Source organism: Nonomuraea deserti (assembly GCF_004348685.1).
Classification (GTDB): Bacteria; Actinomycetota; Actinomycetes; order Streptosporangiales; family Streptosporangiaceae; genus Nonomuraea; species Nonomuraea deserti.
Genome location: NZ_SMKO01000023.1, coordinates 20725 through 47020, shown reverse-complemented (window position 1 = coordinate 47020; position 26296 = coordinate 20725). Strand labels below are relative to the sequence as shown.

Genomic DNA, 26296 nt, shown 5'->3' with positions numbered 1-26296 from the left:
TCCGTCCGTTACGGCGGTGCCGGCGGCACGCCGACCGCCGCACCCGCTGAGGGACTCCAGGGTGACGCCCGCTGACCCGCAGGGGCGGGCCGCCGTTACGGCGCCCCCTTGACCATGGACGTGGTCAGGGGGGCGCCCCGGTTCACCGGTCGAACCAGTCGAGCCCCTTGTCGGTCAGCAGGACGGCGCCGATCGTGAGGGCGAGCACGAGCTTGACGAGCATGGGGATCCCGCCTCCGCTGACGAGCCCGATCAAGGAGTCCAGCACGGCCACGGCCTCCGCGGCCAGGATGACGATGCGGGTCCAGCGATACCGCTTCGACGCGAGGAACCCCGAGACGGCGAGGACGGCCGTCACGACGAGGGAGAAAAGGACGAGGCCGCGTACCAGGCCCGCGTTCTGCACCTCCTGGCCGTGGTCGAGCCGGCCGCTGAGCAGCGACAGCATCACGAAGGCGCCGAACACGCCCGCGATGACCTGGAACCAGACCCCCACGAAGGAGAGCACCACGCTTGTCGGCATACGCTCCGACATCTGAGCATCCATCGAGCCCCTTCCCGCGCACATCAGGAACGCGCTCACCGTCTCAGCTCCCCACCGGGACCGGTCCCGTCACGGCCGCCGGGCGCGCACGCGGTGCGGTCACAGCTCGGCCAGGACACCCTCCCCTACGGTGGCGACCGGAATTACGTGGCGGTCCGGGCGCGCGGTGTCGCCGCACGCGTCCACGTAGGCGCGGCCCGGGGGAGCGGCGCCGGCCAGGCGGAAGATCGTGGCGTGGCGGATCGTGCCGTCGTCGCCGAGCCATGGCTGCTCCATGCGCAGGACGCGGCGTGGCGTGGCCGTGACCGCCTCGATCGCCCGTTCCAGCCCCATGCCGCAGTGCAGCAGCTTGGTGAGCGTGGTGGCCAGGTCGTGCACCGGGCCGGCGATGTTGCGTACGTGGACGTCGGTGCTGATCGTGTGCGGCGGGAAGCCGGCCGCGACCGCGCGGGCGGCCACACCGAAGCTGAAGCTGGCCGCGCCGTGCCCCACGTCCAGCAGCACGCCGCGATCGAGGGCGCGGGCCAGGGCAGGAGCCGGGGCGCCGCCGGCGAGCCACGGGGCGCCGGTCTTGCCGTGGTAGCAGTGGGTGACGACGTCTCCGGCGTCCAGGAGGTCGAGCACGTCGCCGATCAGCGGCGGGGCCTCGCCCACGTGCACCAGCAGCGGCAGGCCCGCCTCCCTGGCCACCAGGCGGCCGAGCTGGAGCGGCTGCAGGCCCATCGCGCCGACGATCGCGCCGCTGGAGCGCACCTTCACCCCGCACACGACGTCGCGGTGCCGGTCGATGGCGGCGAGCGTGGCGTCCACGTCGATGAACGCCGGGTCGGCCGTCTCGCGCAGGTGGACCAGGCCGTGGGAGCCGATGTTGAGCCAGGCGCGCACCTGCGTCCTGGCCGCCGGGACGACGTAGCGGACGAGACCGTCGATGGTGGCCTGGCCCGCGCTGCCCGCGTCGGCGACCACGTGCACGCCCGCGTCCAGGCCGGCCCGGTCGGGCGGCACGCTTATCTGCGTCATCGCGTCGTAGACGTGGGCGTGCAGGTCCACCCAGCCGGGACCGATGCAGAGCTCGCCACCAGGGCCCGCCGGTGTAGTTGCCTCGTTGCCGCGCTCCGGTCGTGTCCGGCGGGCCCGCCCGTCCGCCAGCGTCAGGCGGGCCCGCCCGTCCACCAGCGACAGGCGGCCGGTCCCGCCGGCGGAGGGCGGCGGCGCGAGCACGCGCAGGGGTGTGTCGAGGGCGGCGGGAAGGCGTACGTCGCCGCTCATGCCAGCGCCCTCGTGACGGCGGCGTTGTGGAACGTGCGGCGGATGCGGGCGATCCCGTCCGACGCCCGGCTCGGATGCACGCGGTTGGTCAGCAGCACGGCGTAGAAGTCCAGGTCGGGATCCACCCACAGGCTCGTCCCCGTGAACCCGTTGTGCCCGTAGGCCGACGCGGTGAGCAGGTCGCCGCCGCTGCTCAGGTGCGGTTCGTGGCCCTGCCAGGCCAGCGCCCTGCCGCCGGTCCTGGTGCCGGTCATGACGGCCAGCGTGCGCGGCGCGATGACGCCGTCGCCGCCCCTGCACAGCGCCCGGCCCAGCCTGGCCAGGTCGTCCAGGGTGCCGAACATGCCCGCGTGGCCGGCGACGCCTCCGAGCACCTCGGCGTTCTCGTCGTGCACGGTGCCCTGCACGATGCGGCCCCGCCACGGGCAGTCCTCGGTGGCCGCCGCCCGGGCCCGGTCGTGCTCGGGAAGCAGGAAGCGGGTGCCGTCCATGCCCAGGGGAGTGGTGACGCGCTCGCGTACGAGCTGGTCGAGCGGCACCCCGGCGGCGCTCTCCGCGACCAGGCCGAGAATCATGAAACCCTGGGAGCTGTACTCGACGCCCGGCCGCTCGCGCAGCGGCAGGCGGATGAGCGCGTCGAGCAGGTCCTCCCGGGTGGGGCAGCGGCGGTAGAGCGGCTGCCGGCCGGGGATGCGCGAGGTGTGGGTGAGCAGCTCGAACACGGTGACGGAGGCCTTGTCCGTGCCGGCGTAGCCGGGCAGGTGGGACACGACGGTGTCGTCCAGGGTGAGCTCGCCCGTCTCCACCAGCGCCATCACCGCGAGCCCGACGATCGGTTTGGTGAGCGAGGCGAGGTCCCACAGCGTGTCGTCGCCCACCGGGGCGCCGTCCCAGCGCAGCGTGCCGAGCGTGTCTCGCCCCACCGGCCCCGCGGACGTGCCGTAGGCCCAGGCGGCGCCCGAGAACTCGCCCTTGTCGCGGGCCCTGGCCAGAATACGGCCGGCTGTCATACGTTCCTCCCCAGCGCCGCGGAGACCCGGGCGGCGGCGGCCACCACCAGCGGTCCGAGCAGCGGCACATCGTTCTCGTTCAGATTGAGCGTCAGTCCCGCCACGCTGACCGCGCCCACCGCCGTCCCCGCCGCGTCGTGCACCACCGCTCCGACGCATCGCACGTTGGGCTCGTTCTCCTCGTCGTCGACCGCGTACCCGCGCTGCCGCACCGCCTCCAGCTCGGCCATGAGCAGGCCGGGGTCCGTGATCGTGGCGGGCGTGTTGCTGATCAGCGGCGCGGTCGCCGCCAGCACCGCGCGCACCTCCTCCTCCGGCAGGTGGGCGAGGATCGCCTTGCCGATCGCGGTGCAGTGCAGCGGGATCTGCGTCCCGACGCGCGAGGCCATCCGGTACGGCTGCTGCGACTCGACCTTGGCCAGGTAGACGGCCGAGGAGCCGCTGCGGATCGCGAAGTGCACGGTGTGCGAGGTGTTGCGCTGCAGGTTCTCCAGGATCGGCCGTACGAGGGTCGTCATGTCCCGGTCGGTGAGCGCCGCCCCGGCCAGCGCGAGGATGGCGGGCCCCGACGCGTACGTGCCGTCGCCGTGCGAGACGGCGTACCCCTGGGCGATGAAGATCTGCAGGATCCGGTGCACGGTCGTCTTGTTGATGCCGGTCCGCTGGGCGATGTCCGCCAGGCGGCGGGGTTGATCGTGGCCGGCCAGGGCTCCTAAGACGACGAGCGTCTTCTCCACCGAATTCATGGTGACTGTCCCAAAAGGGTTGACTGACATAACCGAAACGGGTCATATTCAACCACGTGATACGCCATTTCACCATGTGAAACGCAAGAAAGGGAGGCGGGGGCTTATGTTCGACCGTGCGTTGCTGGCCCGCCGGGACCTGTTCAAGATCGGCGGCCTGGCCGCGGCGACGGTTTCCCTCGGGGCCTGCGCCAGCACGAAGCCCTCCGGCGGCGGGCAGGGAAGCGCCGGGACCGCACTGCGGGTCTCCCTCGCCTCCGACGCCACCACCCTCGACCCGCAGAAGCAGGGCGACCTGCCCTCCATGAACGTGCTGATCAACATCTTCGACACGCTCACCGTCCGGGACACCGACGACAAGCTCTCCGGCGGCCTGGCCGAACGCTGGGAGTCCAAGGACGACCGGACCTGGCGCTTCCACCTGCGCAAGAACGTCACCTTCCACAACGGCGAGCCCTGCGACGCCGCCGCCGTCGCGTACAGCATCGAGCGCCTGATCAACCCGGACACCCAGTCGCCCATCGTCGAGCTGCGCCTGGTCACCGGCGCGAAGGTGATCGACACGCACACGGTCGACCTGGTCACCAAGGAGCCGGACCCGATCCTGCCGGCCAAGCTGTCGCTGTTCGGCGGCGTGATCGTGCCGCCGAAGCACATCAAGGAGAAGGGCGAGAAGGCCTTCGCCGAGCACCCGGTCGGCACCGGCCCGTTCACGTTCGAGCAGTGGCAGCGCGACAGCCAGATCACGCTCAAGGCCAATCCGGACTACTGGAACGGCAAGCCCGCCGTCGAGCAGCTCGTCTTCAAGATCATGCCGGATCCGTCGTCGTCGCTGGCCGCGCTCCAGTCGGGCGAGGTGGACATCGTGACCGGCCTGACCCCCGACGCCGCGCAGCAGCTCGGCGACGCCCCCGGCTTCAAGGTCGTCACCAGGCCGGGCGTGCGCACGTTCTTCGTCTCGCTCGACACCGAAGAGGGCCCGCTGAAGGACAAGCGGGTGCGCCAGGCGCTCAACCACGCGCTCGACGTGGACACCCTCATCGCGTCGGTGCTCAACGGCGCAGCGGAACGCACCCCGACGTTCATCCCCAAGCAGGCGTTCGGCTTCGACCCCGCGATCCAGCCGTACCAGCACGACGTGGCCAAGGCCAAGAGCCTGCTCGCCGCGGCCGGGCACCCGGACGGGTTCGCGCTCAAGCTCTCGTCCTCCACGGCCGACAAGGACATCGCCCAGGCCATCTCGGGGCAGCTGGCCAAGGTCGGCGTCAGGGCCGAGGTGTCGCTGCTCGACCCGGCCACGTTCAAGGGTCGCCTGGTATCGGACAACCGCAAAGCGCTCGGCGCGATGTACTTCGTCGGTAACTCCGGCTGGACCATGGATGCCTCCAGCAACCTGCAGTCGTTCGTCCGGCACGACCGGCGCCAGAGCCGCTGGAACAACCCGAAGGCCGACGCGCTCATCGACAAGGAGGAGCAGTCGGTCGACCCTGAGGTGCGCCAGGAGGCGTTCACCGAGCTGCAGAAGATGCTGATCGAGGAGTCGCCGTTCCTCTACCTCTATCAGGCGAGCATCCTGTACGCGGTCAGCGACAAGGTGCAGTGGAAGAGCAACGCCAACGGCACCCTCGCGATGGCGAACGCCAAGCTCGCGACCTCATGACCGGATTCGTCGTCCGGCGGATCGGCCACACCCTGCTCGTGCTGTTCTGCGTGGCCACCGTCTCGTTCTTCATCGTCCGGCTGGCCGGCGACCCCGTGCAGCAGATGTTGCCCCCGGAGGCCACCGCCGAGCAGGAGGCCACGCTGCGGGCGAGCCTCGGCTTCGACCGGCCGCTGCCCGAGCAGTACGTCTCCTACATGACGGGCCTGCTCAGCCTCGACTTCGGCCAGTCGGTGTTCTTCCACCGCCCCGCGTTCGAGGTCATCATGGAACGGCTGCCGCTCACGGTCGACCTGGCCGTGGCCGCCCTGGCGTTCACCCTGGTCGTGTCGATCCCGGCCGGGATCGTCGCGGCCGTCAAGCGGGGCAGCGCGACCGACACCTCCGTCATGGCCTCGGTGCTGGTCGGCCAGTCCACCCCCGCGTTCTGGGTGGGCATCCTGCTCATCCTCATCTTCGCGGTCAACCTCCAATGGCTGCCCGCCTCGGGCACCGGCTCGCCCGCCCACCTGGTGCTGCCCGCGGTCACGCTCGGCCTCTACTCGGCCGCGATGATCGCCAGGCTGCTGCGGTCCTCGCTGATCGACGTGCTCGGCGAGGACTACATCCGCACCGCCAGGGCCAAGGGCCTGTCCGGGTTCAGGGCGGTCACCTCGCACGGCCTGCGCAACGCGTCGCTGCCGGTCGTCACCGTCGTCGGCCTGGAGGTCGGCAGCCTGCTCGGCGGCGCCATCCTCACCGAGCAGGTGTTCTCCTGGCCGGGCATCGGGCGGCTGACCGTGGAGGCGATCACGTACCGCGACTATCCGCTGATGCAGGCCACGGTGTTGTTCCTGGCGGCCGTGTTCGTCGTCGTGAACCTGATCGTGGACCTGTCGTACGCCCTGCTGGACCCCCGGGTGAGGTTGAGCTGATGCCGACCGCAGTCCTGCGCGCGCTGCGCCGCAACCACGCCGCCAAGGTCGCCGTGGGCGTCATCGTCCTCGTCGTGTTCGTCGGCCTGTTCGCGCCGCTGATCTCCCCGCACGACCCGAACCTGCAGAACCTCGAGCTGAAGCTGCGCCCGCCGTTCTGGATGAGCGGCAGCGAGCCCGGCTACCTGCTGGGCACCGACAAGCTGGGCCGCGACGTGCTCAGCCGCATCATGTACGGCACCCGCGTCTCGCTCCTCGTCGGCCTGGCCGCCACCGTGCTGTCCGGCGTGGTCGGCGCCGTGATCGGGGTCGTCAGCGGCTACTACCGCGGCTGGCGCGAGCAGGTGTTCATGCGCCTGGCCGACGTGCAGCTCGCGTTCCCGTCGATCCTGCTGGCGCTGGCCATCATCGCGGTGCTCGGCCCGAGCCTGTTCTTCATGATCCTCGTGCTCGGCCTGACCGGCTGGGTGTCGTACGCCCGTGTGGTCCGCGCCGAGGTGCTCTCCCTGCGTGAACGCGAGTTCGTCACCGCGGCCAGGGCCATCGGCGACACCGGGCCGCAGATCATGGTCCGCCACCTCGTGCCCAACATCGTCGCCCCTCTGGCCACCATCGGCACCCTCCAGGTGGCGGCGATGATCGTCGCGGAGGCGTCGCTCAGCTATCTGGGGCTCGGCGTGCCGCCCAGCGTGCCCACGTGGGGCAGCCTGCTGGCCGACGGCCAGCTCTATCTGCGCAGCGCCTGGTGGATCGCGGTCTTCAGCGGCGCTGCCATCATGATGACAACACTCGCGATCAACGTCACCGGCGACCTCCTCCGCGACGTCGCCGACCCGAAGGCATACACCCGATGAACCTCGCCACGCACTACAGGTGCGACGACTGCCACGCCACCTTCCCGCTGAAGACCCCCGCCCTGCTCTGCGAGGCCTGCGGCGGCCTGCTGGAGATCGAGTACGATCTCGGCCCCGCCAAGCCGCAGGACATTCTGGACAGCGCGGCGAGCCGCCGCCACCTGGGGTTGTGGCGCTGGTCGGATCTGCTCCCGCTGCCCGAGCACGCCGAACCCCTCCACCTCGGCGAGGGCGACACCCCGCTGATGCGAACCAGGCGGCTGGGCCGCCACATCGGCCTGCCCGGCCTGCTGATCAAGAACGACACGCTCATGCCCACCGGCAGCTTCAAGGACAGGGGGTTCTCCGTCGCCGTCGGCTTCGCCAGGGCGCTGGGCGTGCGGCAGGCGTTCACCTACAGCTCGGGCAACGCCGGCGCGTCGTTCGCCGCCTACGCGGCCAGGGCCGGCATCGAGGCCACGGTCCTGGTCGAGGACGTCGCCAACGAGTCCAAGATCGCGGCCATCAGCCTCAGCGGGGCCCGCGTGCTGCGCCTGCGCTACCGCTCCAGCCTGGAGATCTTCGCCGGGGTGAGCGCCCTGTCGGAGGCCGGGTTCTACTGCTTCGTCAACTTCATCAACCCCGTGCGCCACGAGGGCATGAAGACGTACGCGTACGAGATCTGCGAGGCGCTCGGCTGGCGGGCGCCCGACGTGATGGTGCACCCGGTCGGCACCGGCGGCGGGCTCTACGGCGCCTGGAAGGGCTTTCGCGAGCTGAAGCGGCTCGGGCTCATCGACCGGCTGCCGAAGATGGTGGGCGTGCAGCCGGCCGCCTCCGCGCCGCTCGTCCGCGCCTTCGCGGAGGGCAAGACGGTCGCCGGCCGCCACGGCGACGCGAACAAGACCGTCGCCCAGAGCATCGCCGGCGACGCCCCCATCCAGGGCGGCTCGCGGGTGCTGCGCGCCGTCTACGACTCCGGCGGCCGGGTCGTCGCCGTCGACGACAACGACCTGTTCGAGGCGATGCGGCTGCTCGGCGAGGAGGGGGTCTCGGCCGAGCCGTCCGCCGCGGCCTCCACCGCCGCGCTGCTGCGCGCCCGCGCCCAGGGCTGGGTGTCCGAGGGCGACACCGTGGTCAGCGTGGTCACCGGGGGCGCGCTCAAGCAGCCGAGCGCCCTCGCCCAGGCCGCGCGCCCGCCCCAGGGGACGGTGGAGGCCGACCCCGCCGAGCTGCTGCGGATCTTCCGGGGAGGCATCGGGTGAGCCTGCTGGAGATCAACGACCTGCACGTGGAGTTCCGCCTGGACGCGGGCACGGTCAAACCGGTCAACGGGGTGTCACTGTCGGTCGAGGCCGGCCAGACGCTGGCCGTGGTCGGCGAGTCGGGCAGCGGCAAGACCGCGACCGCCCTGTCGATCCTGCGCCTGCACCCCACGCCTCCCTGCCACTACACCGGCGGCGAGATCCTCGCGGGCGGCCGTGACCTGCTCAGGCTGCCCGAGCGGGAGATGCGCAGGATCCGCGGCAACGAGATCGCCATGGTGTTCCAGGACCCCATGACCAGCCTCAACCCGCTCAAGACCGTGGGCGCGCAGATCGCCGAGTCGCTCCGCCTGCACCAGGGCCTGTCCCGCTCCGAGGCCCGGGCCCAGGCCGTGGAGGCGCTGCGCGAGGTCGGCATCCCCCACCCCGAGCAGCGGGCGGGGGAGTACCCGCACCAGTTCTCCGGCGGCATGCGCCAGCGCGTCATGATCGCGATCGCGCTCGCCTGCCGCCCCAAGATCCTCATCGCCGACGAGCCGACGACCGCCCTCGACGTCACGGTCCAGGCCCAGATCATGGAGCTGCTCGCGGCGCTCCAGGAACGGTTCGGCATGGCCATCGTGCTCATCACGCACGACCTCGGCGTGGTGGCCCGCTCCGCGGACCAGGTCCTGGTCATGTACGGCGGCCGCCCGGTCGAGCTGGCCGCCGTGGACGACGTCTTCGACGGGCCGCGCATGCCGTACACGAAGGCGCTGCTGCGCTCCATGCCCCGCTCGGACGTGCCGGGCGGCGCGCCGCTCGACCCGATCCCCGGCAGCCCGCCCAACCTGTTCGCGCCGCCCGGCGGATGCGCCTTCCACCCCCGCTGCGCGCTGGCCATGCCCGAGTGCGCCACCCAGGTGCCGCCGCTGCTGGAACGCGCGCCGGGGCACAGCGCCGCCTGCCTGCTCGAAGGGAGCCCGTAGATGGCCGAGCCGCTGCTGTCGCTGCGCCACGTGCGCAAGGAGTTCAGCTCGAAGGTGGTCGCCGTGGACGACGTGTCCTTCGACGTGCACCCGGGCGAGACGCTCGGCCTGGTGGGCGAGTCCGGCTGCGGCAAGACCACGCTGACCCGGCTCATCCTGCGGCTGGTCGAGGCCAGCGGCGGCGAGATCTGGTTCGACGGCAGGGAACTCCTCGGCCTGCGCCAAAAGGAGCTGCTGGCGGTGCGCGAGGACATGCAGGTCGTGCTGCAGGACCCGTACGCCAGCCTGAACCCCCGCATGCGCGTCGGCGAGATCGTCGCCGAGCCGCTGGTCACCCACGGCCGGGTGCGCCGCCGCTCGGCCGCCGCCCGCGAGCGCGTCGCCGAGCTGCTCGACGCCGTCGGGCTGGAGGCGGGCAGCCAGGACCGCTTCCCGCACGAGTTCTCCGGCGGCCAGCGGCAGCGGATCGGCATCGCCCGCGCCCTGGCACTGGAGCCGAAGCTGGTCATCTGCGACGAGCCGGTCAGCGCGCTCGACGTCTCCATCCAGGCCCAGATCATCAACCTGATGAAGCGGCTGCAGGCCGAGCGCGGGCTGACGTACCTGTTCGTCTCCCACGACCTGTCGATCATGCGGCAGATCGCCACCCGCGTCGCCGTCATGAACCTCGGCAGGATCGTCGAGCTGGCCGGCACGGAGACGCTGTTCACGGCGCCGCGCCACCCGTACACGCACAGCCTGCTGTCGGCCGCGCCCGTGGCCGACCCGAAGGTGGAGCGGACGCGGCGGCGCATCGTGCTCAAGGGCGACCCGCCGTCGCCCGCCGATCCGCCGTCCGGGTGCAGCTTCCACACCCGCTGCCCGGCCGCCCGCGCGGAGTGCTCGGCCACCCGCCCGCCGCTGGCGCCCCAGGAGAGCCCCGGTCACACCGCGGCCTGCCTGTTCCCGGTGTCGGACGTGGCCGCTCTGACGTGACGTGGCGCCCCGCCGCACGGGCTCCGGGTGCGGCGGGGCGCCGGGCGGGCGGGGCGGGCCGGAGTGCCCCGCCCGCGACGGCGATGGTCAGGCCTCGATGGTGAGCAGTTTCCTGCCGGTCGAGGTGACCACCTCGAAGCGGTCGACGTCCTTCAGCGGCGTGGCACTGCCGCCGTGCATGTAGAGGGGGTCGGGCGAGCCCGGAACTCCGTACCCGGCTGGAGGTACGGACCATCCGGTCATCACCCGCCGCTCTCCCTTCTTGCCGACCGAGATCAGCTCGCATTCCAGCGGCCCTTTGACCCCGGCCAGTTTGAGCGCCGCGTGGGTGCCCCAGGCCTTGGACTCCACGACCAGCCCGCCGGTCACCCCGTCGACGCCTTTGCCCTCGATGGGGGTGCCGCCGGCGAAGAACTGCTCGGCCGGGCCCATGTTCCCCGCCTCACCCTGCGCGACCGGTGGTTCGCCCGCGCTGAGCTGCGTGCCGATGGTCAGCCCGCCGGCGACCAGCGTGACGGCCGCCGCCATCCCGGCGGCGAACGTCCCTTTGCGCTGCCGCCTGTGGGCCGCCTTCCTGCGCCGGAGGCGGCCGACCACGTCGCCCTGCCCTGTGAGGTCGCCGGAGGACGGCGGGCGGGGGTCCTCGGGAAGGGGGCCGATGCCGTGCAGCACGCTCGCCACGCCGGCCAGGTCAGCCAGCTCGGACCGGCAGGCGGGACACCCGAGAAGGTGGGCCTCGAAGGCGAAACGGTCGTCCTCCTCCAGGAGGCCGAGGGCGTAGGCGCCGACGTCGGTGTGCTCGACGCGGGAGGTCATGCCGTCACCCCCCGCTCCTCCAGCGCGATCCGCAGCGCGCGCACGGCGTAGTAGACGCGGGACTTCACGGTGCCCACCGGGATGCCGAGCGCCTGCGCGGCGTCGTTGACCGAGCGATCCCGCAGGATCGTCTCGTTGAGGATCTCGCGATGTGCCGGCGACAGCGCCTTCAGCGCCTCCGACACGACCACCTGGCGCAGCAGTCCCTCCATCTCGTCGGGCACGGACATGCTCTCCAGCTGACCGTCGCCCGACTCCTGCGGGCGGGCGTCCCTGCGCCGCCGGTCATCGATCACGATACGTCTGGCGACCGTGGCGAGCCAGGGCATGAGCGAGACCGCGTCAGGGTCGAGCCGCTCCGCACTGCGCCAGGCACGGATCATGGTCTCCTGCACCACGTCTTCCGCCCACTGCCGATCGCCGGCCGTGAGCCTGATCACGAAGGCCAGCAGCGGCCTGTGATATTCCCGGTAGAGCGCGGACACGACCACCTCGTCGTCCGGCACCGCGTCGTCGAGCACCGCGTCATCCGGTCGCACCCGCCGGAGCCAGTGTCGTAAGCGCGGCCTGCCCATCGGGAGGGCCCCGTCGGCCGAGGGCGGGGGATACGTGCTGATCCGCATCATTCCCCTTTCTCGCGTCCGTCGGCAGGTGGTACGGCCGGTCCCCCTGGCACGGTTCAACGGAACGCGATACTTAATGCGATTGCGCACGTCGGGGCCGGGTGCGTAGAGTCGCAGCAGCAACCGATCGGGGAGGTGAGGACTTATGCGGGTCGTTCCGAGCGACATGCTGTCCGTCCACCTCCGGGCCCTCGTCTGAGCTGCCCGGTTCCTTCTCGCATCAAAGGCTCACCACGTTGTCATACGATCTTTCCCTGCTCGGCTGGAGCGATTCGCGCGCCGCCGAGCTGCCCGCCGGCACCGTTCCCGCCCGCGTCGCCCGCGTCGATCGCGGCGCCGCCGAAGTGATCGCGGCCGACGGCCAGCATCACGCCAAATACGCCGCTCACGTGCGCAGGGCGGCCGCCACCGACCCGGTGGCGCTGCCGTGCGTCGGCGACTGGGTCGCGCTGTCCTGGCTCCACGAGGGCCGCTACGAGCTCGACGAGGTCCTGCCGAGGACGACCGCGTTCATCCGGGGAGGCGTCGGCCGCACCTCGGTCGGCGGCCTGTCAGGCGACGGCCAGGGCCAGGTGCTCGCGGCCAACGTCGACGTCGTCTTCGTGGCCGAGCCGTCCATGCACTCCACCGATTTCGCCGACCTGGGCCGCATCGAGCGGCTCGTCGCCCTGGCCTGGGAGTCCGGGGGCACGCCCGTCGTGCTCATCACCAAGTCCGACCTGTTCGAGCAGGGCCTCGACCAGTTGCTCGCCGACGTGCGGGTGGCCGCGCCCGGCGTCGACGTGCACGCCGTCTCCTCGCTGAGCGGCGACGGCGTGCGGCTGGCCGGCGACTACCTCCAGGGCTCCCGTACGGCCGTCATCCTCGGCCCGTCGGGCGCCGGCAAGTCCACCCTGGTCAACGCCCTGGCCGGGGAGCCCGTCATGGAGACCCAGCAGGTGCGCGCCGCCGACGGGCGCGGCCGGCACACCACCGTGCACAGAGAGCTGTTCCCGCTGCCCGGCGGCGGGCTGATCATCGACACGCCGGGCATCCGCAGGATAGGCCTCTACGACATCGGCGAGGGCGTCGACCTCGTCTTCGCCGACATCGAGGCGCTCGCGGAGCAGTGCAGGTTCGGCGACTGCGGCCACTCGGGAGAGCCCGGGTGCGCGGTGCTGGCCGCCCTGGACAGCGGCGAGCTGCCGGAGCGGCGCCTGGAGAGCTGGCGCAAGCTGCAGCGGGAGGCGGCGTGGATGGCGGCCAGGACCGACGCGCGGCTCCGTAAGGAGCAGCAGAACAAGTGGAAGGTCATCACGAAGGAGATGCGCCGCTCGGGCCGCAACCGGCCCTGACCGCCCGCTCCTCGCCGCCCGGCCGACTTGCGGGTCCGTGCTGACTTGCGGGTCCGTGCTGACTTGCGGGTCCGTGCCGACTTGCGGTCTGTGCTGACTTGCGGGTCCGTGCCGACTTGCGGTCTGTGCCGACTTGCGGGCCCGTGCGGCTCGCGGGCCTGTGCGGCCTCACGGGCTCGCGCGGCCCGCGCGGCCGGGCCGCGCGCCTCGCGCCGCCGGTCCACGCCGGGGCGGCCGTTCGTCGCCCCGGGGCGGGCGTGCGAAGGCGAGGAGACGGCGTCGGCGGGTAGGCAGAAGTCATGATGCTTTTCGCAGACCGGGCAGAGGCTGGTGCGCTGCTCGCTGAACGGCTGCGGGACGCCCACGACCCCGTGGTGCTCGCGCTGCCCCGCGGCGGGGTGGCGGTGGCCGAGCCCATCGCGCGCCGGCTGGGCGCCGTGCTCGACGTGCTCGTGACCAGGAAGATCGGCTATCCGGGGCAGCCCGAGCTGGGCGTCGGCGCGGTGGCCGAGGGCGGCGAGCCCGTGTTCGACCTGATGCTGCTGCGCCGGCTCGGCCTGACCCCCGAGTCCGTCGCGGACGTGGTCGAGCAGGAGCGGCGCGAGCTGGCCCGCCGGGTGAGCGTCTACCGGGGTGACCGCCCGCTGCCCCCGCTGGAGGGACGCGAAGTGATCGTGGTGGACGACGGCCTGGCGACCGGCGGCACCGCGCGGGCCGCGCTCAGGGCGGTCGGCACGGCCAAGCCCGACAAGGTGACGCTGGCCGTGCCGGTCGGTGCGCGCGACACCGTCAGGTCCCTGCGGAAGGAGGCCGACGAGGTGGTCGTGCTGCTGGCGCCGGTCGACTTCATGGCGGTCGGCCAGTGGTACGAGCGCTTCGACCAGCTCAGCGACGACGATGTACTCGAGCTGCTCCGCGAGGCGGGATCACGGTGAATGGCGTACGCCGATGAGCGGCGGGAGGCACGGTCAGCCGACGAGGACGGCCCAGACGAGCTTGCGCGAGCCACTGGGGGAGAGCCAGCCCCAGGCGGAGCAGAGGGCGTCCACCAGCCGCAGCCCTCGCCCGAACTCCGAGAACACGTCGGGCGCGGCGGCCACCGGCACGGTGTGGCTGTGGTCCGCCACCACGCAGGCGAGCTCCGCGCCATGAGACAGCAGGCGCAGCTGTGCCACCCCGCCGCCGTGCCGCATGGCGTTGGTCACCAGCTCCGAGACCACGAGCTGCGCGTCGAAGGCCACCTCCATCACGCCCCACGCGGCGAGCGTCTGGTCGACGAAGCGCCGGGCGGTCGCCACGCACGAGGGCTCGAGTCGCTGGCGGAAGGGGAAGACGGCGTCGCACTCACCGGCATGACCGTCTACCAGGACGGACGAGAGCCATCCTGGAGGCCGGGAACCGATGGCGGCTTGCGGCCGAGCGTCGAAAGTCGTCATTCAGGCCCCCGAAGCGCGGTCTGGTGATCCAATGCCCATCTTTACGGGGAGTGCTTACCGATGCAAGACTTTTCGTAGTTTACGGATGCGAATCGCATCTGCACGTGCAGATGATCTAGGAGCGGTGCGTGAGCGCACAGAGCGCGGAGGGAAGGCTGCTCAGCCATTCCCCCGGAAGCCCGACGGTGCTGCGAATCCTGCTCGGCACCCAACTCCGCAGGCTCCGCACGGAGAAGGGTATCTCGCGCGAGGACGCGGGGTACTCGATTCGCGCATCCCACGCCAAGATCAGCCGGCTGGAGCTCGGCCAGGTCAGCTTCAAGCAGCGCGACGTGGCCGATCTGCTCACCCTCTACGGCGTCACCGACCCCGCCGAGCGCGAGCCGCTGCTCGCCCTGGCCAAGCAGGCCAACGCCCCCGGCTGGTGGCACAAGTACGGCGACCTGCTGCCGTCATGGTTCGAGGTCTACATCGGTCTGGAGGGCGCCGCCTCCAGCATCCGCACCTACGAGAACCAGTTCGTTCCCGGGCTGCTCCAGACCCCCGCCTACGCCAGAGCGGTCATCGAACTGGCCCACGAGAAGGCCGCGCGGTCGGAGCTCGACCGCCGGGTGGCGCTGCGCATGGCCCGGCAGAGGCGGCTGGACAGCGGCCTCACGCTCTGGGCGGTGATCGACGAGGCCGTCGTGCGGCGCACGCTGGGCGGCCCCGAGACGATGCGGGAGCAGATCGTGTTCCTCCTCGACGTCACGGCCGAGCGCAACGTCACCGTGCAGATCATGCCGTTCGACCGCGGCGGTCACGCGGCGGCCGGCGGTCCCTTCAGCATCCTGCGCTTCCCGGAGCGTGAGCTGCCCGACGTGGTGTACATGGAGCAGCTCACCAGCGCCCTCTACCTGGACAAGCCCGCCGATTCCGACCACTACATGGAGGTCATGGATCGGCTGAGCATCCAGGCCGAGGAGCCCAGGGCGACCCGGCGCTTCCTGGAGCGACTTATTTCCGGCTGAGCTGCTGATATCCCTGTGATCCACGGCATACCAGGATTTTTGGTCGTCCGGTATATGTGCCTCGGCACGCTGTCGTATTGTCAACTCGCAAGCGCGGATGCACGTGCATCCGTAAGATCGCGAGGAGCCGCCCCCATGCACGAGTTCCGGAACGGAACGCCCGCCGGCCGCCTTCCCGTCGTCTGGCGCAAGAGCAAGCAGAGCAACCCCAACGGCAACTGCGTCGAGGTCGCCAGCCTGCCCACGGGGGAGATAGCGATGCGCAACTCACGTTTTCCCGAGGGCCCCGCGCTCGTCTACACGCAGGCTGAGATCACCGCGTTCGTGCTCGGAGCGAAAGACGGGGAGTTCGACGACCTGATCGTCTGAGGCGGGCGTTCGTCGCCGGGCAGGCCGGGTTACGGTCTGCCCGGCGATGCATTTCGGTCACTCGACCGTGGGCGCGGCGGAGGCGCCGTTTCGAGGTTGCCGCGTTCGACGACGAAGAGGCGTGGCCGGCCGTCGGCGAGGCCGCCAGCCGGTGGATCCCGAGTGGGGTCGCTGCCGGCGCGCGGGACTGGGTCGCCGCATGGACTGGGTCGCCGCATGGACGGGGGAGGACCGCCGGTGCGCGGGACTGGCCGCCTGAACCGGGGAGGACCGCCGGCGTGCGGAACCGACAGCCGCATGGACCGGTGAAGACCGCCGGTACGTGGGACTGGTGGCCGCATGGACCGGTGGAAGGACCGCCGGTGCATGGGATTGATGGCCGCATGGACCGGGGAGGCCGCCGATGTGCGGGACTGGATCGCCGCATGGCCGGCCGCGGGTCCTGGCCGGGGTGTCGCCCGGCCGGACCGTCGGGTGAAGCTGTGGATGTGCCTGGGTGAGGTGCCTGATCAGGCAGTTGTCCCGACCGGGTTCGCCAGAGCCTGGACATGGAGGGCCAGGCTCTGGTTCATCGGGACAACTGCGTGATCACGCGGTGCTGGTGACGCAGCCGGGTGTGTGTCAGGCGGCGGAGATGCCGGCGCTGGCCGCGCGGCGCATACGACGGCGACGCTCGCTCGCGCGCTCGTCCTCGTTGAGACCGCCCCACGTGCCGTACTTCTCGGGCCGGGACAGCGCGTAGTCAAGGCACTCGGTGCGGACGGGGCACTGGGCGCAGATCGCCTTGGCCTTCCGCTCACGTACGTCCCGCTCGGGCTGCCGCTCCCCATCGGGGCCGAAGAAGAGCACGAGGTCCTCACCCCGGCACGCGGCATCATCCTGCCAACCCCAGCTGGGGCGCGGGCGGGCGAGCTGCCGACGTACCTGAGACATGAGAAAACCACCTTCGTGAGAGGTATTTCGGAATTGAGCCGCATTGGACGCTTTTGGCGTCACTGTTCCAACGCAAGGTCGGGCCGTGATGTTCCCTGGTCAGGCGAGAGCGGGCGTGGCGTACCGTACAGGCGTGAGCCTGTCCAGCGAAACCAGCCGGTAGGTGGTGATCGTCTCGGCGCAAGCCGTACCACACGGCGCTGTGAACGCCGATGGCTCAACCACAACCTGGAACCGGACGTCGCCGCAGCGCACGATGGCTTTGGTGACGTCGCCGTCCGACCTGGAGGATTCCACGGCCACTGCGCCGACGGAACACTCTCCCGTATGGGCTCGGGCGAAGTGTTCCACGGCTTGCAATGGCTCAGGGATGCCTGCGCGTCCCCGGTAGCGGTCGAGAATGATCTCGCCCGACCGGTACGCGTTAGCCGCTGCCAGTGCAGCAGCCTGAGACATGCTGCCGTAGAAAATTCCGTGTGGCAAGCACACGAGGTTGGCGGCGTAGCGATCGCCGCCAACGTGTGACGTTTCCCACACTCTGTCCGGCAAAGATTCGGCCAGTGACCGAGCGAGGGGCAATCCAATGCGGGCGCAGCACACATTGCGCTTGGCGTGCGTGCAGACCAGAAATACCGGCTCGTCTTCAAGTATGCAGGACTCCGGGACCACTCCGGCCACGAAAGCATCCAGGTCAAGATCGTCGGGACCTGCGACGACGCCCCCTGCGAGCCACGGACGCTCGCCGGTCGCGTGACCCAGTAGCACACGGATGCCCTGCTCCTGCGGGCGGGTCCGCTTTCCCGGGCGGCGGATCAGCTGGGGCCTGATATCGCGTTCGAGTGCCCGGCGGACGAGTTCGGAGATTTCTTGAGGAAGTTCGAAGTTTTCCAGGCGCGAGGGCCAGGCGCCGGTGTATTCGATGAGCAGCCAGAGCCTGGCCCCCACGGTCGCGCTCGCCAGTGTGGGCACCTCCCCCGTGTGGCACCCGATGGGATGCTCGCAGCCCGTCGCCAACGCCGGTTCCCCTTCCCCGATCAGATTAGGTAAGCCTAATCTAACGGGTTGGTGCCATCAGGCGTGGGGTGTTCCGCGCAGTACGTCCCGTGTCGCGGGCAGTGCGCGGTCCCTGTCCCGCTTGACCAGGCCGATCCTGGTCCGCCGGTCCAGCAGGTCGCCCTCGTCGAGGGCGCCCTCGTGCCGGACCGACCACAGCAGCTCGCCCTTGGTGATGCCGAGCCCGACCTCCTCCGGGTGCGCCTTGACGAGCTCGTGCACGGCCTGCGCCTCGCCGCCGTACCGCTCGGCCAGCCGCACGGGCACCCCGGACGGCTGCGGACCCGCCCCCACGAGCGGGATCTTCTTCGTACGGCTCCGCCCGGCCGGCAACCTCGTGTCCGAGACCGCTCGATCCACCGCGTCCTCGGCCATACGGCGATATGTCGTCAGCTTGCCCCCGACGACCGTGACGACGCCCCCGCCGGACAGGACCGCGTGCCTCCGGGACAGGTCGGCCGTCCGCCCGCCGGCCGCCAGGAGGGGCCTGAGGCCCGCGTACGCGCCCGCAACCGCCTCTCTGGTCACCGGGGCCTCAAGAACGCCGTTCAGCACCTCCAGGAGCGTTCTGACGTCTTCCTCGGGCGCCTCGGGGACGTCCGGCACCGGCCCGTCCACCGGCTCGTCCGTGAGCCCGACGTAGACGCGGCCGTCGTGCTGGGGGAGCACGAGCGCGAACCGGTTGCCCTCTCCCGGGATGGGCACGTGCATGCCCGCGATCAGCCCGGGCAGCGTGCCGGGCGACAGGACGAGGTGGGTGCCGCGGGACGGACGCAGCCTCACCTGCGGGTCCAGCGATCCCGCCCACGCGCCCGTCGCGTTGATCACCGCTCTGGCCCGGACGGTGAACTCCTCGCCCGTCAGCTCGTCGCGTACGTCGGCGCCCTCTTCCGTGAGCCGCAGCGCGCGGCAGCGGGTCAGCACGCGAGCCCCGTGGGCGGCGGCGGTCCTGGCGATCGCCACCACCAGCCGCGCGTCGTCGAGCAGCCGGCCGTCCCACGACAGCAGCGCGCCGCGCAGGCCGTCGCCGCTGAGCACGGGCGCCAGGGTGCGGGTGCGGGCCGCGGTGAGCCGCGTGGGACCGGGCAGCAGGCGGCGCGGCGTGCGGGCGGCGGCCCGCAGCGCGTCGCCCATCCGGTAGCCGGCCGCCACCATGGCCGCCTGCCGACGCGAGACCGCGGGCGTCAGCGGCAGCACGTACGGGTGTGCCTTGACCAGGTGCGGAGCCGTCGTGCGGAGCAGGACGCCGCGCTCGGCCGCGCTCTCGTGAGCCACGTCGACCTGTCCCCTGGCGAGGTAGCGCAGCCCGCCGTGGATGAGCTTCGAGCTCCACCTGGACGTGCCGAACGCCAGGTCGTGGGCGTCGATCGCGGCCACGCTCAGCCCGCGGGACGCGGCGTCGAGCGCGGCGCCCGCGCCGGTCGCGCCGAGCCCCACAACCAGCACGTCCACCCGCTCCTCGGCGACCCGGCGCAGCTCGCGGGCGCGTCTGCGGGCGTTCAGCGAGCTCCCCGCGGCGGGCTCGCCCATCAGCCCGCAGCCCTTCCGTCGCGCCGGGCCGGGACCGCGGCGGCGGCGCGTTCAGCGGCTCTCTCGTGGGTCAAGGTATCCCTCCAGCAAGGCGGCGAGTTCGTCGTCGAGGTCGTCCACGGTCACGGGGTCGAGCATGGTCGGAGCGGACAGCAGGAACGACTGGGCCACCAGCAGCACCGCTCTCGCCTTGCGCGGATCGCCGAAGCCCCGCTCCAGCACCTCCAGCACGGCCTCGTGGGTCGCGCCGCGCCGGTCGAGCAGGTAGGGGAGGAGCAGCTCGGGATCCGCCTCCACGATCTTGCGCCACAACGGGTGCGCGCGCAGCCCCCGTACGCCCGCGACGACCGCGCGGACCGGATCGGACATGTCCAGCCCCGCGATCACCCGCACCCACTCCCTGGTCATCACGTCGGCGACCAGCGTGCGCACGTCGGGCCAGCGGCGGTAGAGCGTCATCCGTGAGACCCCGGCCCTGCGCGCCACGTCCGTGAGGGTCGTCCTGCGCACTCCGTAGGCCAGCACGCAGTCGCGGGCGGCGTCCAGCACCCCGTCATTGTGACGAATCGACGTCATGTGTCACAGTGTACCCATGCCTGGAGAACCCATGTCGTGGTCGGGATGGGGCGACCCCGCCCGCGCCCGGGAGCTGCCCGAGCAGGTCCGCACGCTGCTGCACGACCTGCTCGGCGTGCGAGCGCCCGCCGTCCCCGCCGTCGCGCTGGAGGCGGTGCGGGTCCCGCCGGTCGCCCTGCCGGGGCCGCTGGTCGAGGCGCTCGCCGGGGTGGCCGGCGCCGAGCACGTCCTGACCACGCACGAGGCCCGCGTGCGGCACACGCGCGGCAAGTCCACCCCCGACCTGCTGCGGATGCGCGCGGGCGACGGCTCCGACGCGCCCGACGCCGTGGTGCTGCCCGGCTCGCACGAGGAGGTCGCAGGCCTGCTGCGGCTGTGCTCCGCCGAGCGGATCGCGGTCGTGCCCTTCGGCGGCGGCACCTCGGTCGTGGGAGGGCTCGCGGCCGCCCGCGCCGGATTCGCCGGAGTCGTCGCGCTCGACCTGGCCAGGCTCGACCGGCTGCGCGCGGTCGACACGGAGTCGATGGTGGCCGAGTTCGAGCCGGGCGTGCGGGCCGCCGAGGCGGAGCGGCTGCTCGCCGCGCGCGGGCTGACGCTCGGGCACTTCCCCCAGTCCTTCGAGTACGCCACGCTCGGCGGCTTCGCGGCCGCCCGCTCCAGCGGCCAGGCCTCCGCCGGATACGGGCGCTTCGACGACATGGTCATGGGCCTCACCGTCGCCACCCCGGCGGGCACCCTGGACCTCGGCCGCGCCCCCAAGTCGGCGGCCGGGCCCGACCTGCGGCAGCTCGTCCTCGGCTCCGAAGGCGCCTTCGGCGTCATCACGTCCCTGCGCCTGCGGGTGCGCCGCGCGCCCGCCGAGCGCCGCTACGAGGGTTGGCGGTTCGCGTCGTTCGCGGCCGGCTCCGCGGCCGTGCGGACGCTGGCGCAGGAGGGGCCCGTGCCGGCCGTGCTGCGGCTGTCCGACGAGACCGAGACCATGATCGGCCTGGCCGAGCCGGACGCCATCGGCTCAGGCGGCTCCGGCTGCCTGCTGATCGCGGGCCACGAGGGCGCCTCGGAGACAGGGCGGCGGGCGGCCGTCTCCGCCCTGCTGGCGCGGCTGGGCGGCGAACCGCTCGGCGCGGGCCCCGGCGAGGCGTGGGAGCGCGGCCGGTTCTCGGCGCCGTACCTGCGCGACTCGCTGCTCGCGGCCGGCGCCGCCGTCGAGACGCTGGAGACGGCCGGGTTCTGGGCGAACCTGCCGCGCCTCTACGACGCGGTGCGGCTCGCCCTGCTGGGGGCGCTCGGCTCGCCGCTCGTCATGTGCCACGTCTCCCACGCGTACGAGACCGGCGCCTCGCTGTACTTCACCGTCGTGACCCCGCAGGACGCCGACCCGGTCGCCCAGTGGGAGCGGGCCAAGGCGGAGGTGAACGCGGCCATCGTCGAGGCGGGCGGCACCATCACGCACCACCACGGGGTCGGCCGCGACCATCGCGACGCGTACGCGGCCGAGCTGGGTCCCGTCGGTGTGAGCGTCCTGGACGCGGTCAAGACCCGGCTGGATCCCGCGGGCATCCTCAACCCGGGCGTGCTCGTCCCCCCGGCCACGCCGGCGTGATGGCCCGCGGCGGGTACGGCAGCTGTGAGGGGCAGGCGCGCGGCCTCCCGTGCGCGCCCGTTCCCGAGGCGCGCGGCCGAGCGGGTGACCGGCAGGGGAGGCGTACGCGTGCGGGGCACGGGTGGTGGCGGTGAACGGTCATTCGGGCGGGAGGATCTGGTCGGCCTCCGCCACCAGCGCGGCGGCCTCGCTGTAGCGGTGAAGGGCCTCCAGCACGGCGGCGAGCCGGTGCAGCGAGGCCACCAGCGGGGCGCCGCCCCTCGGACGGTTGAGCGCCACCGCCTCCTCGGCCAGCGGCAGGGCCTCCATGGCCCGCCCGCGCCCGAGCAGCAGCCTCGCCCCCGTGCTCAGGCACCTGGCCAGCAGGCCCGAGTATTCCTCCGGCGACTCCCCGACCAGAACCCGGCTCCTGGCGATGGCTTCGCTCAAGCTCTTGAACGCCGCCTTACCCCACCTGGGTCGAGTCTGGGCATAAGCCAGTAAACCCTCAATAGCGTCCACTTCGGATGTGCCTCTGCGGGTCGCGTCATCAGGGCCGTTACGGGTCATGGGAGCCTCCCCTCGGCGGTCCCAACCGCTTGCTTGGGGGGTGAGGGTACACCATGGTGCACCCTCCGCGTCCCTGGCTGCACGGAGCGTTCAAGATGCGTGATCGGTAGATCACGGTAAAGATGTGGTCATGGTGGAAGTCGCGGCCGAACGCGCAAAGCAGCTTTCCTCGCGGGTGTCGGAGGCGGGCGCCGGGTGGGCGTGCCCGCAGGTGGGGACGTTCGCGCAGCTCAGACCGGACAGGCGAGGTTTCAGCTGGCTCAATCCCCGGACGTTGTGGCGCTCGCGTAACGAGGTGCTCGCCGGGTTGTTAGGCGATCCGTCCGGGCAGGTGCGGGCGCAGTGGGTGGCGGCTCAGGAAGCGCGCGGGATTGATCCGGAATTTCGTATCAAGGCACCTGTCGGGCGGAATTTTAGTTTTCTGCTGCTCGGTGATACCGGGGAGGGAGATGCTTCTCAGTACGCCGTTGTTCCGGGGATGTTGAAACTCGGGCGGGGGACGTCGTTCGCCGTCATTGCGAGCGATGTGGTCTATCCGACGGGATCGGGCAACGAGTACGACGACAAGTTCTTCCGTCCGTACAAGGACTACGACGCCCCCATTTACGCCATCCCCGGCAACCACGACTGGTACGACGGACTCGGCGGGTTCATGCGGGTCTTCTGCGACGCCGAGCTCAAACCGAAGCCCGACCGCGGGATCCGCGGGCTGCTGTGGCGCAAGCCGGAGCCGATCGACGAGGCGCGGCTGGCCGGCGCGCGGAAGCTCAGGGGCAGGCCGTCGCAACAGGCGACGCAGCCGGGGCCGTACTGGGCGATCGAGAGCGACGACCTGCTCATCGTGGGGGTCGACACCGGCATCAAGAACACCATCGACAAGGGGCAGACCGCGTGGCTGCGGCGTGTCTCGCTCGACCCCCGGCCCAAGATCCTCGTGACGGGCAAGCCCATCTACACCGCCAACGCCTACAAGCCGTCGCCGCTGGAGGAAGGCGGCACGATCGACGACATCGTGCGCGACCCCGCGCACCGGTACGTCGCGGCCATCGGCGGCGACGTGCACAACTACCAGCGCTATCCGGTCAAGGTGGGCGACCGGGTGATCCAGTACATCGTGTCAGGAGGCGGCGGCGCGTTCATGCACGCGACGCACACCATCCAGCGGGTCGACGTGGCCGGCGTGCACGAGGACGACTTCAGGTGCTACCCGCTGCGCGGCGACTCGTTGTCGTTCTACAGCCAGCTCTACGCCACCAGGCTGCGGATGAAGTGGCTCTACCTCACGCCCGCGGAGGCCGCGTGCGTCATGTCGGAGCACATCAGGAACCAGCCGGTCAGGACCCCGCAGGGCACCGTCGTGATCACCCGGAGGATGCGGTGGGCGGCGCGGCTGCTCGGGGGCTGGTCGTGGCCGTTCAGGCTGCCCGTGGACAAGGTGTTCCACCGCTACCTGTCCGAGCTGTCCGACTGGGACACCCCGCCCTTCTTCAAGCAGCTGATGCACGTCACGGTCACGCCGGACGAGCTGACTCTGCGCTGCTTCGCCGCCACCGGGTGCCTGGGGCAGGAGCTGGATCCGCCGCTGGAGGACGAGGTGCGCATCAGCCTCGCGTGAGCCACACCCGGCCCGTGCCCGGCTTTGTCGGAGGCGTTTGGCACTCTTGACCGCGTGCATGTCGTGGTCGCGGGGGAGACGCTGCTCCCGGTCGGTGGCTCTCCTCGCCGTCCCGCCGATCTGGCGCGGGCCGTCGCCGAGCTCGAGGCGGCCGAGCGTCCGCGCTGGGTCTGGGCCGACGCCAGGGAGGACTACACGCCCCTGGTGGCGGGGGGCGTGCGGGTCGCGCGCTGCCACGACATCGCGCTCACCGAGGGGCTGCTGCTGGCGCACGAGGGCCGCCACGGCGAGGCCCGCTCCGCCAGGGCCGCGCACGCCAGGCTCCACGGGCTGGCGGTGCCCGATGACGAGCCGAGATCGTCCGGCACGCTGTTCGCGCCCGAGCCGCTCGGCGCGGAGGCGGTGGCGGAGGTGCTGGCCGGCCAGCTCGGACGCATCGCGGCGCTGCCCGAGCCCGGCAGGTTCCGGCTGCTGGTCGCCGCGGAGTCCGCGGGGGCGCTCATCGCGGCCGAGATGGCGCACGACGGCATGCCCTGGCGCGTGGACGTGCACGACGAGCTGCTGACCGAGCTGCTCGGCCCGCGTCCCGTGCACGGCATGCGGCCGGCCAAGCTGCAGGCCCTGGCCTCGGAGGTGGCGGCGGCGTTCGGTCACCCGGTCAACCCCGACTCGGTGCAGCAGCTGGTCAAGGCGTTCAAGGGGGCGGGGGTGACGCTGAAGACGACCAGGTCGTGGGAGCTGAAACGCGTCGACCACCCCGCCGTGGCGCCGCTGCTGGCCTACAAGGAGCTGGCCAGGCTGTTCAGCGCCCACGGGTGGGCGTGGGCCGACCAGTGGGTGCGCGACGGCCGCTTCCGCCCCGAATACGTGGTGGGCGGGGTGGTCTCCGGGCGGTGGGCCACCAGCGGCGGCGGGGCGCTGCAGATCCCCAAGGTGATGCGGCGGGTGGTGGTGGCCGACGAGGGGTGGGCACTGATCGTCGCCGACGCCGCCCAGCTGGAGCCGCGGGTGCTGGCGGCGATGGCCGGCGACGGAGGGCTGGCCAGGGCGGCGGGGGAGATCGACCTCTATTCGGCGCTGGCGCAGTCGTTCGGGGGCGAGCGGGCCAACGCCAAGATCGCGATGCTGTCCGCCATGTACGGCGGCACCAGCGGCGACGCATCCAAGCTGCTGGCGGTGATGCGGCAGCGTTTCCCCAAGGCCTACCAGTTCGTCGAGGACGCGGCGAAGGCGGGCGAGGAGGGGCGGCTCGTGCGCTCCTGGCTCGGGCGCACCTGCCCGCCTCCGTCGGCGCGGTGGAAGGAACTGGTGTCGGGGCCCGAGGGCGCGCGGGCGGCCAGGGACCGAGGGCGGTTCACGCGCAACTTCGTGGTGCAGGGCACGGCCGCCGAGTGGGCGCTGGCGCTGATGGCGGTGCTGCGGGGGCTGCTGCCCGAGCCGGCCAGGCTGGTGTTCTTCCAGCACGACGAGGTGATGGTGCACTGCCCGCTGGAGCAGGCCGACGAGGTGATGGCGGCGGTGTCCTCGGCGGCGGCCGAGGCGAGCAGGCTGCTGTTCGGGCAGACGCCGGTGCGCTTTCCCATGGAGGCCGTGGCGGTCGCCTCCTACGCCGACGCCAAATAGACAAACCGCACGGCACGCCGCCCTCCGGCACGGTCCTCGCGGTGGGCCGCCCGCGCGGCGCGGTGCGTCGACGTGGCCTGCCGCCTTCCTGAACGGGCGCCTGTCCCCGCCCTGCTGATCCTGCCTACGGGGTCGTCGATCTGGCGCCGGGGTCGGTGGCGGTCCGCCTCGCGGTCTCGGCGATGCTCTGGAGCGCGTCCAGGTGGCCGGCGAGAGCCTGGCGGCCTTCGCGGGAAAGGGAGAGCCAGGTGCGGGGACGCTTGCCGACACAGCCCTTGCGCACCTTGACATAGCCGGCGTCCTGGAGGGCGGAGACGATCCGGCTGACACTGGCGTCGGAAATCCGGGCGTAGTCACGGACCGCAGCGAACTCCGCCTCCAGGCAACCCGACAGGAACGCCATGACGGCCAGCCGCGTGGGGTGCTGGATCGTCACGTCCAGCGCGGGCGGCGGATCGTGCTCGGCTCTCATGACCGGGCCTCGCCTTCTTCCCGGACGGTGACCGCCCAGAGCGCGGCGCCGCCCAGTACGGCGGAGGCAACGGCGCCTCCGGCCTGTCCGAACGGGATGGCCATCAGCCAGCCGGAGCCGAACGCGGCGGCCGGGATCAGCTGGCGCAGCACCCGCTGTCCGATCGTGCCGCCGGGCATGGTGATGACCCCACCACGACTGACCACCGCTGCGTGCACGCCCAGGAACGCCAGCACGGCGAGCAGGCCGGCGGCCAGGAACGGAGCCTGATCGGTCCACGGGCCGAGCAGCAGCTCGAATGCGGCGGCGAACAGTAACCCGCGCGCCGGTGCGTACCAGGCGGGAGCCGCAGGCCGAGCGCGGGCTGCTCCCATCGCGTCCCCGGCGAGGTGCAGCGCGTCGCGAGCGGCGTCGACCGGGGTGGCCGAAGAAGCGGACGGCGCTGCTGCGCGCCAGATGGTGAGGTGCCCGGCCTGCGCGCTGCTTCGGGGTGGGTGCGTCATCTGCGGCGGGTCGCGCTGCGGCACGGGCACGGGTGCGTTGTTGAGGCGGGTCGTCCTGCGGCTTTTG

The 26296-nt window shown here is 71.8% G+C and carries 27 protein-coding genes; 13 read left to right on the top strand and 14 right to left on the bottom strand.

Annotation, left to right across the window (positions count from 1 at the left end; genetic code table 11):
• Positions 1-142: 142 nt before the first annotated feature.
• The 4 genes from E1292_RS12420 to E1292_RS12405 all read right to left on the bottom strand — a co-directional run bounded on the left by E1292_RS12420 (position 143) and on the right by E1292_RS12405 (position 3560).
• A complete protein-coding gene (locus tag E1292_RS12420) occupies positions 143-535 on the bottom strand; it encodes a hypothetical protein (protein ID WP_132595202.1) in 393 nt (130 codons plus the stop codon).
• Between the two features lie 108 nt (positions 536-643).
• Positions 644-1813: an amidohydrolase family protein gene (locus E1292_RS12415; RefSeq protein ID WP_132595200.1), complete on the bottom strand. Its 1170-nt coding sequence runs from the start codon at positions 1811-1813 to the stop codon at positions 644-646.
• Positions 1810-2823 (bottom strand): serine hydrolase domain-containing protein, encoded by a 1014-nt coding sequence (locus E1292_RS12410; RefSeq protein ID WP_132595198.1) that lies wholly within the window; start codon positions 2821-2823, stop codon positions 1810-1812. The genes E1292_RS12415 and E1292_RS12410 overlap by 4 nt, the downstream gene beginning before the upstream one ends.
• A complete protein-coding gene (locus tag E1292_RS12405; RefSeq protein ID WP_132595196.1) occupies positions 2820-3560 on the bottom strand; it encodes an IclR family transcriptional regulator in 741 nt (246 codons plus the stop codon). Before E1292_RS12405 ends, E1292_RS12410 begins: the two co-directional genes overlap by 4 nt.
• 115 nt (positions 3561-3675) lie before the next feature.
• On the opposite strand from E1292_RS12405, the gene E1292_RS12400 reads away from it, so the two are divergent.
• Genes E1292_RS12400 through E1292_RS12375 form a run of 6 tightly spaced genes read left to right on the top strand, consistent with a single transcriptional unit; the run spans position 3676 to position 10184 of the window.
• A complete protein-coding gene (locus E1292_RS12400) occupies positions 3676-5229 on the top strand; it encodes an ABC transporter substrate-binding protein (RefSeq protein ID WP_132595194.1) in 1554 nt (517 codons plus the stop codon).
• Positions 5226-6143 (top strand): ABC transporter permease, encoded by a 918-nt coding sequence (locus E1292_RS12395; RefSeq protein WP_132595192.1) that lies wholly within the window; start codon positions 5226-5228, stop codon positions 6141-6143. The genes E1292_RS12400 and E1292_RS12395 overlap by 4 nt, the downstream gene beginning before the upstream one ends.
• On the top strand, positions 6143-6997 hold the full coding sequence (locus tag E1292_RS12390; RefSeq protein ID WP_132595190.1) for an ABC transporter permease: 855 nt from the start codon (positions 6143-6145) through the stop codon (positions 6995-6997). The genes E1292_RS12395 and E1292_RS12390 overlap by 1 nt, the downstream gene beginning before the upstream one ends.
• On the top strand, positions 6994-8241 hold the full coding sequence (locus E1292_RS12385; protein WP_132595188.1) for a threonine synthase: 1248 nt from the start codon (positions 6994-6996) through the stop codon (positions 8239-8241). The genes E1292_RS12390 and E1292_RS12385 overlap by 4 nt, the downstream gene beginning before the upstream one ends.
• Positions 8238-9209 carry an ABC transporter ATP-binding protein gene (locus E1292_RS12380; RefSeq protein WP_132595186.1) on the top strand — a complete coding sequence of 324 codons (972 nt, stop codon included), beginning with the start codon at positions 8238-8240 and terminating at the stop codon, positions 9207-9209. Before E1292_RS12385 ends, E1292_RS12380 begins: the two co-directional genes overlap by 4 nt.
• Entirely contained in the window at positions 9210-10184 is a 975-nt protein-coding gene (locus E1292_RS12375) for an ABC transporter ATP-binding protein (RefSeq protein WP_132595184.1), read from the top strand.
• 87 nt (positions 10185-10271) lie between these two features.
• Here the strand turns inward: E1292_RS12375 and E1292_RS12370 are convergent, their stop codons facing one another.
• A complete protein-coding gene (locus tag E1292_RS12370) occupies positions 10272-11000 on the bottom strand; it encodes an anti-sigma factor family protein (protein ID WP_132595182.1) in 729 nt (242 codons plus the stop codon).
• Positions 10997-11623 (bottom strand): sigma-70 family RNA polymerase sigma factor, encoded by a 627-nt coding sequence (locus tag E1292_RS12365; RefSeq protein ID WP_132595180.1) that lies wholly within the window; start codon positions 11621-11623, stop codon positions 10997-10999. The genes E1292_RS12370 and E1292_RS12365 overlap by 4 nt, the downstream gene beginning before the upstream one ends.
• Before the next feature lie 236 nt (positions 11624-11859).
• Between E1292_RS12365 and rsgA the strand changes: the two genes are divergently transcribed.
• Positions 11860-12957: a ribosome small subunit-dependent GTPase A gene (gene rsgA, locus E1292_RS12360; RefSeq protein ID WP_132595178.1), complete on the top strand. Its 1098-nt coding sequence runs from the start codon at positions 11860-11862 to the stop codon at positions 12955-12957.
• Positions 12958-13256: 299 nt separating this feature from the next.
• A complete protein-coding gene (locus E1292_RS12355; RefSeq protein WP_220446786.1) occupies positions 13257-13892 on the top strand; it encodes a phosphoribosyltransferase in 636 nt (211 codons plus the stop codon).
• A 33-nt stretch (positions 13893-13925) separates the two neighbouring features.
• Here the strand turns inward: E1292_RS12355 and E1292_RS12350 are convergent, their stop codons facing one another.
• The gene (locus E1292_RS12350; protein WP_220446785.1) at positions 13926-14255 is read right to left on the bottom strand and encodes an ATP-binding protein; all 330 of its coding nucleotides are present in this window, start codon (positions 14253-14255) and stop codon (positions 13926-13928) included.
• 266 nt (positions 14256-14521) lie between these two features.
• On the opposite strand from E1292_RS12350, the gene E1292_RS12345 reads away from it, so the two are divergent.
• Together E1292_RS12345 and E1292_RS12340 are read left to right on the top strand one after the other, a co-directional pair.
• Positions 14522-15403: a Sco1979 family transcriptional regulator gene (locus E1292_RS12345; protein WP_220446784.1), complete on the top strand. Its 882-nt coding sequence runs from the start codon at positions 14522-14524 to the stop codon at positions 15401-15403.
• 135 nt (positions 15404-15538) lie between these two features.
• The gene (locus E1292_RS12340) at positions 15539-15772 is read left to right on the top strand and encodes a DUF397 domain-containing protein (protein ID WP_132595174.1); all 234 of its coding nucleotides are present in this window, start codon (positions 15539-15541) and stop codon (positions 15770-15772) included.
• Between the two features lie 621 nt (positions 15773-16393).
• Here E1292_RS12340 and E1292_RS12335 read toward each other — a convergent pair.
• The 4 genes from E1292_RS12335 to E1292_RS12320 all read right to left on the bottom strand — a co-directional run bounded on the left by E1292_RS12335 (position 16394) and on the right by E1292_RS12320 (position 19864).
• The gene (locus E1292_RS12335) at positions 16394-16705 is read right to left on the bottom strand and encodes a WhiB family transcriptional regulator (protein ID WP_101784355.1); all 312 of its coding nucleotides are present in this window, start codon (positions 16703-16705) and stop codon (positions 16394-16396) included.
• Positions 16706-16804: 99 nt separating this feature from the next.
• Positions 16805-17674, bottom strand: a complete 870-nt coding sequence (locus E1292_RS12330) for a sucrase ferredoxin (protein ID WP_246090079.1) — start codon at positions 17672-17674, stop codon at positions 16805-16807.
• A 102-nt stretch (positions 17675-17776) separates the two neighbouring features.
• A complete protein-coding gene (locus tag E1292_RS12325) occupies positions 17777-19288 on the bottom strand; it encodes a glycerol-3-phosphate dehydrogenase/oxidase (RefSeq protein WP_132595170.1) in 1512 nt (503 codons plus the stop codon).
• A 51-nt stretch (positions 19289-19339) separates the two neighbouring features.
• Complete coding sequence (locus tag E1292_RS12320; RefSeq protein WP_132595168.1) at positions 19340-19864, bottom strand: TetR/AcrR family transcriptional regulator; 525 nt, start codon at positions 19862-19864, stop codon at positions 19340-19342.
• 31 nt (positions 19865-19895) lie between these two features.
• Between E1292_RS12320 and E1292_RS12315 the strand changes: the two genes are divergently transcribed.
• Entirely contained in the window at positions 19896-21467 is a 1572-nt protein-coding gene (locus E1292_RS12315; protein ID WP_132595258.1) for an FAD-binding oxidoreductase, read from the top strand.
• 138 nt (positions 21468-21605) lie between these two features.
• Here the strand turns inward: E1292_RS12315 and E1292_RS12310 are convergent, their stop codons facing one another.
• The gene (locus E1292_RS12310) at positions 21606-21896 is read right to left on the bottom strand and encodes a hypothetical protein (protein WP_132595166.1); all 291 of its coding nucleotides are present in this window, start codon (positions 21894-21896) and stop codon (positions 21606-21608) included.
• Between the two features lie 295 nt (positions 21897-22191).
• Here E1292_RS12310 and E1292_RS12305 point away from each other — a divergent pair, with 295 nt between their 5' ends.
• Positions 22192-23631: a metallophosphoesterase family protein gene (locus E1292_RS12305; RefSeq protein WP_342775642.1), complete on the top strand. Its 1440-nt coding sequence runs from the start codon at positions 22192-22194 to the stop codon at positions 23629-23631.
• 54 nt (positions 23632-23685) lie between these two features.
• Complete coding sequence (locus E1292_RS12300; protein WP_132595162.1) at positions 23686-25254, top strand: bifunctional 3'-5' exonuclease/DNA polymerase; 1569 nt, start codon at positions 23686-23688, stop codon at positions 25252-25254.
• Positions 25255-25378: 124 nt separating this feature from the next.
• Here E1292_RS12300 and E1292_RS12295 read toward each other — a convergent pair whose 3' ends face one another.
• Together E1292_RS12295 and E1292_RS12290 are read right to left on the bottom strand one after the other, a co-directional pair.
• Positions 25379-25726: a transcriptional regulator gene (locus E1292_RS12295; RefSeq protein WP_132595160.1), complete on the bottom strand. Its 348-nt coding sequence runs from the start codon at positions 25724-25726 to the stop codon at positions 25379-25381.
• Complete coding sequence (locus E1292_RS12290) at positions 25723-26259, bottom strand: hypothetical protein (RefSeq protein ID WP_132595158.1); 537 nt, start codon at positions 26257-26259, stop codon at positions 25723-25725. The genes E1292_RS12295 and E1292_RS12290 overlap by 4 nt, the downstream gene beginning before the upstream one ends.
• Between the last annotated feature and the right edge of the window lie 37 nt (positions 26260-26296).

What these genes read in the sequence shown, in the direction of transcription:
- E1292_RS12420 (WP_132595202.1), bottom strand. Translation starts at nt 535, where the DNA reads ATGTCGGAGCGTATGCCGACAAGCGTGGTGCTCTCCTTCGTGGGGGTC.
- E1292_RS12415 (WP_132595200.1), bottom strand. Translation starts at nt 1,813, where the DNA reads ATGAGCGGCGACGTACGCCTTCCCGCCGCCCTCGACACACCCCTGCGC.
- E1292_RS12410 (WP_132595198.1), bottom strand. Translation starts at nt 2,823, where the DNA reads ATGACAGCCGGCCGTATTCTGGCCAGGGCCCGCGACAAGGGCGAGTTC.
- E1292_RS12400 (WP_132595194.1), top strand. Translation starts at nt 3,676, where the DNA reads ATGTTCGACCGTGCGTTGCTGGCCCGCCGGGACCTGTTCAAGATCGGC.
- E1292_RS12395 (WP_132595192.1), top strand. Translation starts at nt 5,226, where the DNA reads ATGACCGGATTCGTCGTCCGGCGGATCGGCCACACCCTGCTCGTGCTG.
- E1292_RS12390 (WP_132595190.1), top strand. Translation starts at nt 6,143, where the DNA reads ATGCCGACCGCAGTCCTGCGCGCGCTGCGCCGCAACCACGCCGCCAAG.
- E1292_RS12385 (WP_132595188.1), top strand. Translation starts at nt 6,994, where the DNA reads ATGAACCTCGCCACGCACTACAGGTGCGACGACTGCCACGCCACCTTC.
- E1292_RS12375 (WP_132595184.1), top strand. Translation starts at nt 9,210, where the DNA reads ATGGCCGAGCCGCTGCTGTCGCTGCGCCACGTGCGCAAGGAGTTCAGC.
- E1292_RS12370 (WP_132595182.1), bottom strand. Translation starts at nt 11,000, where the DNA reads ATGACCTCCCGCGTCGAGCACACCGACGTCGGCGCCTACGCCCTCGGC.
- E1292_RS12365 (WP_132595180.1), bottom strand. Translation starts at nt 11,623, where the DNA reads ATGCGGATCAGCACGTATCCCCCGCCCTCGGCCGACGGGGCCCTCCCG.
- E1292_RS12355 (WP_220446786.1), top strand. Translation starts at nt 13,257, where the DNA reads ATGATGCTTTTCGCAGACCGGGCAGAGGCTGGTGCGCTGCTCGCTGAA.
- E1292_RS12340 (WP_132595174.1), top strand. Translation starts at nt 15,539, where the DNA reads ATGCACGAGTTCCGGAACGGAACGCCCGCCGGCCGCCTTCCCGTCGTC.
- E1292_RS12335 (WP_101784355.1), bottom strand. Translation starts at nt 16,705, where the DNA reads ATGTCTCAGGTACGTCGGCAGCTCGCCCGCCCGCGCCCCAGCTGGGGT.
- E1292_RS12325 (WP_132595170.1), bottom strand. Translation starts at nt 19,288, where the DNA reads ATGGGCGAGCCCGCCGCGGGGAGCTCGCTGAACGCCCGCAGACGCGCC.
- E1292_RS12320 (WP_132595168.1), bottom strand. Translation starts at nt 19,864, where the DNA reads ATGACGTCGATTCGTCACAATGACGGGGTGCTGGACGCCGCCCGCGAC.
- E1292_RS12315 (WP_132595258.1), top strand. Translation starts at nt 19,896, where the DNA reads ATGTCGTGGTCGGGATGGGGCGACCCCGCCCGCGCCCGGGAGCTGCCC.
- E1292_RS12295 (WP_132595160.1), bottom strand. Translation starts at nt 25,726, where the DNA reads ATGAGAGCCGAGCACGATCCGCCGCCCGCGCTGGACGTGACGATCCAG.